General features: G+C 38.3%; 5 protein-coding genes and 1 riboswitch. Of the genes, 1 reads left to right on the plus strand and 4 read right to left on the minus strand.

Annotated features, from left to right (window positions below):
- Positions 1–27: 27 nt before the first annotated feature.
- From thiC to B0A80_RS07795, 4 genes are all read right to left on the minus strand, one after another.
- Complete coding sequence (gene thiC, locus B0A80_RS07780; RefSeq protein ID WP_089076926.1) at positions 28–1,851, minus strand: phosphomethylpyrimidine synthase ThiC; 1,824 nt, start codon at positions 1,849–1,851, stop codon at positions 28–30.
- A gap of 128 nt (positions 1,852–1,979) precedes the next feature.
- The gene (gene thiS, locus B0A80_RS07785; protein WP_089076927.1) at positions 1,980–2,186 is read right to left on the minus strand and encodes a sulfur carrier protein ThiS; all 207 of its coding nucleotides are present in this window, start codon (positions 2,184–2,186) and stop codon (positions 1,980–1,982) included.
- A 64-nt stretch (positions 2,187–2,250) separates the two neighbouring features.
- A riboswitch (TPP riboswitch) is annotated at positions 2,251–2,347 on the minus strand.
- Between the two features lie 96 nt (positions 2,348–2,443).
- The gene (locus tag B0A80_RS07790) at positions 2,444–3,013 is read right to left on the minus strand and encodes a DNA-3-methyladenine glycosylase I (protein ID WP_017497953.1); all 570 of its coding nucleotides are present in this window, start codon (positions 3,011–3,013) and stop codon (positions 2,444–2,446) included.
- Complete coding sequence (locus B0A80_RS07795) at positions 3,003–3,689, minus strand: queuosine precursor transporter (RefSeq protein WP_070905796.1); 687 nt, start codon at positions 3,687–3,689, stop codon at positions 3,003–3,005. Before B0A80_RS07795 ends, B0A80_RS07790 begins: the two co-directional genes overlap by 11 nt.
- Before the next feature lie 170 nt (positions 3,690–3,859).
- Here B0A80_RS07795 and B0A80_RS07800 point away from each other — a divergent pair, with 170 nt between their 5' ends.
- Entirely contained in the window at positions 3,860–5,971 is a 2,112-nt protein-coding gene (locus B0A80_RS07800; protein WP_083342452.1) for a M3 family metallopeptidase, read from the plus strand.
- Positions 5,972–6,000 lie beyond the last annotated feature (29 nt).

Genomic DNA, 6,000 nt, shown 5'->3' on the forward strand with positions numbered 1-6,000 from the left:
TTTCTTCTATTTTCTTCACTAACTACATTAAATATAAATCTCTTTCCCCTGTTCAATAAATTCTTCTGATTTCTCCTGCATGCCTTTTTCGGCCGCGGCTACATCACGAATTTCCTGAGAGATCTTCATGGAGCAGAATTTAGGACCGCACATCGAACAAAAGTGAGCGACTTTTGCACCGTCGGCAGGAAGGGTTTCATCGTGAAACTCTCTGGCCGTATCAGGGTCAAGGGCTAAATTGAACTGATCTTCCCAACGGAATTCAAAACGGGCTTTGCTTAAAGCATTGTCGCGGTATTGTGCTCCCGGATGACCTTTGGCAAGATCGGCAGCATGTGCGGAGATTTTATAGGTGATTACACCGTCTTTCACATCTTTTTTGTTAGGTAAACCAAGATGTTCCTTTGGAGTAACATAACACAACATTGCACAGCCATACCAACCAATCATCGCCGCTCCAATAGCAGAGGTAATGTGATCATAACCTGGTGCAATGTCCGTCGTTAGTGGGCCTAAAGTATAAAAAGGAGCTTCATGACAATGTTCCAGTTGTTTGTCCATATTTTCTTTAATCATGTGCATCGGAACGTGGCCTGGACCTTCAATGAAAACCTGTACATCGTGTTTCCAGGCAATTTTAGTTAATTCTCCCAGAGTCTCTAGCTCTGCAAATTGAGCTGCATCGTTAGCATCTGCAATAGAACCCGGACGTAAACCATCTCCAAGAGAAAAAGCCACGTCATATTGTTTCATGATTTCGCAGATTTCCTCAAAATGAGTGTACAAAAAGTTTTCTTTATGATGAAACAAGCACCATTTGGCCATGATAGATCCGCCACGCGAAACAATTCCGGTAACGCGATCGGCAGTCAAATGAATATAACGTAACAGTACTCCGGCATGAATCGTAAAATAAGAAACGCCTTGCTCAGCCTGTTCAATTAAAGTGTCACGAAAAACTTCCCAGGTTAAATCTTCGGCAATTCCTTTTACTTTTTCTAAAGCCTGATAAATCGGAACCGTACCAATTGGAACAGGAGAGTTACGGATAATCCACTCTCGGGTTTCGTGAATGTTTTTACCTGTTGATAAGTCCATAATCGTATCTGCACCCCAACGGCAAGCCCATACTGCTTTCTCTACTTCTTCTTCAATACTCGAGGTAACGGCACTATTGCCAATGTTAGCATTTATCTTGACCAGAAAGTTGCGACCAACGATCATAGGCTCACTTTCAGGATGATTAATGTTGTTGGGGATAATGGCTCTTCCGCAAGCTACTTCGCTGCGAACAAATTCGGGAGTGATTTTACTCTTAGGGGTGTTAGCTCCAAAACTATGACCACCGTGCTGACATTGCATCGCTTTGGTTTGTTCGTTTAAAAGCTCTATTCGTTGGTTCTCACGAATAGCAATATATTCCATTTCAGGAGTGATAATGCCTTGTTTGGCGTAATATAATTGTGAAACATTAGCGCCCTTTTTAGCTCTTTTAGGCTGATGTAAATATTCAAATCGAAGATGATTTAAATTTTCGTCTTTCAATCGGCTTTGTCCGTAATCGGAAGTGATTTCATTTAGAATTTCGACATCATTTCGGTCTAAAATCCATTGTTCTCTCAGTCTTGGAAGCCCCTTTCTAATATCGATTTCAATATTAGGATCGGTATAGGGACCTGAGGTATCATAAACCGTTACGGGAGGATTTTTTTCAATTCCGCCATTTGAAAGTTTGGTGTCGCTAAGATGTATCTCGCGCATGGCCACTTTGATGGGGTGTATTGCTCCGTTGATGTAAACTTTTTTAGAATTAGGAAACGGGGTTCTGGAAATTTGTTCTTCTGTAGTCATAGCTTGTAGTTGTATTTTATGAGATGTAAAATGTAAGATGTGAAATGTAATTATCGATTGTAGAGGGGCAAGGCAGTACGCCTATTTCTTGCTTGACAATTGGAATTTGGAATTAAAAAATTGGAATTTTAACCTCCCTGAGTAGCAGAAATAATTAGAATTTCGTCAGTTTCGGATACAAGTTGTTCGTTCCAGTTGGATTTTGGAACAACAGTATTGTTGAGAGCAACGGCGATTCCGTTTTGTTTGTTGGGAATTTCAAGATCGAGCAATGACTGAATGCTTAACGATTCAGCATCGAATTTTTTGATTTGTTGGTTGATTTTTAGTTCCATTCCTTTAAGTTTAGTATGTAGTTATACTTTAGGAATGGCTACAGTCGCGCATAGAAATGCGCGCAGAAGTCATCTTACTTTTCCCTACGCTAGTGTGAGCTAGATCAGGTTCAGAGGGTAAAATCTCAGCCTACAAGTTGTAGACACCCCTAAAGTGTGAAGCAAATGTAATAAATTTTTATTGGAGAGCTGAAAAAAGTTTCAGGTTTCAAGTTTCAGGTTTTTGAAAAACTGAAAACTGAGACTGAAAACTGCGACTATTTCTTTCTCGTCCAGCAGTCCTCAACATGATCATTGACCATACCGGTAGCCTGCATATGAGCATAAATCACGGTTGATCCGACAAACTTGAAGCCTCTTTTTTTTAAATCTTTACTAATTTCGTCCGAAATTGGAGTAGTAGCAGGGACGTCTTTTAATGTTTTTGGATTGTTGTCGATCGGTTTTCCGTTGACAAATTTCCAAATATAGTCGGAGAAAGTGCCAAATTCTTCCTGTACTTTAAGGAATGCCTGCGCGTTTGAAACAGTAGCACGAATTTTAAGTTTGTTGCGAACAATTCCCGTATCCTGTAGTAAGGACTCTATTTTTTCTTCGGGATACTGAGCAATTTTTTTATAATCGAAATGATCAAAAGCGGCTCTGAAATTTTCTCTTTTATTTAAAATGGTAATCCAGCTTAGACCAGCCTGAAAGGTTTCCAGAATTAAAAATTCGAATATAGACGGGTCATCATAAATGGCAACACCCCATTCTTCGTCGTGGTATTTTTTATATAAATCGCTGGAAGAACACCAGCCGCAGCGTACTAGATTTTTATTCTCCATTGTTTATGTGTTTGGATTTTTCGTGAGCAGGATCTTTGTCTAAGTATTTTTTAATCAAATGATGTCCTGCATAAATTGCCGGTGTCAGTAAAACAGCTACGGATAGTTTGAAAATGTAACCTGTTAATCCTGATGAAATAAAAGTGTCGAAATCAATTTTTCCGGGTAACCAAAAGGCAATTCCAAGTACAATAAAAGAATCGAACAATTGTGAGATTACAGTTGATCCTGTTGTTCTTAGCCATATTTTTCGCTCTCCGGTACGTCTTTTGAAAAACCAGAAGATCCAGACATCAATCAACTGAGAAGCCATGAAGGCAATTAAACTACCTACGATGATCCACATACTTTGCCCAAAAACTGCCTTAAATTGTTCGTCATTAACAGGACTGATTCCTTTGGCGGCGGGTATCACGATAGCCATAAATAAGATCAGAAAAGCATAAGCAATTAGACAGGCTGTTATAAAGGACAGTTTTTTGACTCCTTTTTCACCAAAATATTCATTGATTAAATCGGTTGTTAGAAAGACAATTGGCCAGGGTAAAATACCAATGCTCATGACAAATGGGCCAATCTGAATTAATTTTCCTCCAATAAGTTCGGCTACAACAGCATTGGTTATAAAGATGCCAGCCAGAATTACAAAAACAATTTCTCTACGGGTTTTAAACATGTGGTTCGGTTAATGATGTTTCAAATTTAAACTATTTCTCTATAACTTTTTAGCGGAATATTTAAATTAAAGGGTAGTTTTTAGAGGATTCCAAAGTTAAAATTTCCAAATGAATACTGATTTTTAGTTACATTTGGAACCATAACCTATTTTAAAACAAATCAACGATAATGAAAAAATTAATGACAATTTTTCTCATGGGAACAAGCTTATTTGCGGCTAACGCACAGACCATTCCGGACAATCCGCTGGTTCAAAAATGGACAGGTCCTTATGGCGGTGTCCCTGCTTTTAATGAGTACAAGGTTTCACAGTTTAAACCGGCAATTGAATTTGCAATTCAGGAAAAACTAAACCAAATAGAGGCTATTGCTAACAATCCAAAAGCGCCTACTTTTGATAATACGATTGCCGCTATGGAGCGTTCAGGGGAAACAATGGACAGAATTTCTACTGTTTATGGGATTTACAGATCTAACTTGAGCAGTCCGGAATTTAGCGCTATTGACAGAGAAATGTCTCCTAAGTTCTCTGAGTTTAGTGATAAAATCAATCAGAATAAAAAGCTTTTTACAAGAGTTGAAACGCTCTATAATTCTAAAGAGAGTAAAAAACTAACCAAGGAACAGCAGCGTCTGATCTGGTTGTATTATACAAATTTTGTTCGTCAGGGAGCAAAGTTAAATGAAGCTGATAAAGAGAAAGTTGCCGCAATAAATAAAGAGCTGGCGTCACTTTTTACCCGTTTTAGTCAAAACTTATTGGCGGAAGAACAAAATCAATATGTGGAATTGAAAACAGAAAGTGATTTTGACGGGCTGCCTGAAGAGGTTAAGAAAGCAGCTATTGCTGAGGCTAAAGACAGAAAGCTGAATGTTATGGGGTGTATTGCTAATACACGTTCATCAATTGAGCCTTTCCTGACTTTTTCGACACGTAGAGATTTAAGGGAAAAAGCATTTGATATTTTTGTAAAACGTGGTGATAATGGAAATGCGAATGATAACAATTCGACATTGGTTTCTATTTTAGAATTACGAACGAAAAAAGCTAAATTATTAGGTTTTCCTACTTTTGCTCATTGGAGTTTATCGAACAAAATGGCAAAGGATCCTCAGAAAACTTTAGATTTAATGCTTTCTGTATGGGAACCTGCAGTTGAAAAAGTGCGTGAAGATGTAGCTGAAATGCAAAAGATCGTAGATGCAGAAGGAGGTAAATTCAAAATTCAGCCTTGGGATTACCGTTATTATGCTGAAAAAGTTAGAAAAGCGAAGTACGATTTAGATCAGAATGAAGTTAAACCGTATTTACAATTAGAAAAATTAAGAGAAGGAATGTTTTGGGTAGCGGGCGAATTGTTTAATTTGAATTTTAAGCAAATCACAAATGTGCCGGTTTATCATCCTGACGTTCGTGTTTGGGAAGTAAGTAATAAATTGACAGGTAAAACAGTTGGTTTATGGTATTTTGACCCTTATGCACGTGCAGGCAAGCGTTCAGGAGCCTGGATGAATGCCTATCGCAATCAGGAGCGAATGGATGGAGAGGTGTTGACGATTGTGTCTAACAACTGTAACTTTGTAAAAGGAGCTCCAAACGAGCCTATTTTAATCTCCTGGGAAGATGCTTCAACTTTGTTTCATGAGTTTGGACACGCACTTCACGGATTGTGTTCAAATGTAACCTACCCAAGTTTAGCAGGAACTTCTGTAGCTCGCGATTATGTTGAGTTCCCATCTCAATTATTAGAGCATTGGTTAGCGACTCCGGAAGTATTAAACAAGTTTGCATTACATTACAAAACGGGTGAGCCATTACCGAAAGCTTTGGTTGACAGAATTGAAAGAGCAGCTAATTTCGGGGAAGGTTTTTCAACTGTAGAAACCATTTCGAGCTCTTTAATTGATATGAAGCTTCATTTGGCAACCACTACTATTGATCCTCATAAATTTGAAAAAGAGACTTTAGATGCACTTCATATGCCGTCAGAAATCGTAATGCGTCATAGAATTCCACAATTTGGACATATCTTTTCAGGAGATGGTTATTCAGCAGGATATTACAGTTATTTATGGGCAGACGTGATCAATGCTGATGCCTGGGAAGCTTTTACAGAAGGAAAAGGGGCATATGACAAAGCAGTAGCAAAACGTCTTTACGAAAGTGTTTTTAGTGTTGGAAACACGATTGATCAGGAGAAAGCGTATGAAAACTTTAGAGGAAGAGCTCCAAAATCAGATGCTTTGATGAGAGCCAGAAATTTTCCGATCAAGAAATAAATAGTTAGATGTGAAATGTTAGATGTAAA

It is taken from the genome of Flavobacterium tructae (assembly GCF_002217475.1).
GTDB classification, from domain to species: Bacteria; Bacteroidota; Bacteroidia; order Flavobacteriales; family Flavobacteriaceae; genus Flavobacterium; species Flavobacterium tructae.

Coding starts and splice junctions, on each gene's coding strand:
- B0A80_RS07795 (WP_070905796.1), bottom strand. CDS start 3,689: ATGTTTAAAACCCGTAGAGAAATTGTTTTTGTAATTCTGGCTGGCATC.
- B0A80_RS07790 (WP_017497953.1), bottom strand. CDS start 3,013: ATGGAGAATAAAAATCTAGTACGCTGCGGCTGGTGTTCTTCCAGCGAT.
- thiS (WP_089076927.1), bottom strand. CDS start 2,186: ATGGAACTAAAAATCAACCAACAAATCAAAAAATTCGATGCTGAATCG.
- thiC (WP_089076926.1), bottom strand. CDS start 1,851: ATGACTACAGAAGAACAAATTTCCAGAACCCCGTTTCCTAATTCTAAA.
- B0A80_RS07800 (WP_083342452.1), top strand. CDS start 3,860: ATGAAAAAATTAATGACAATTTTTCTCATGGGAACAAGCTTATTTGCG.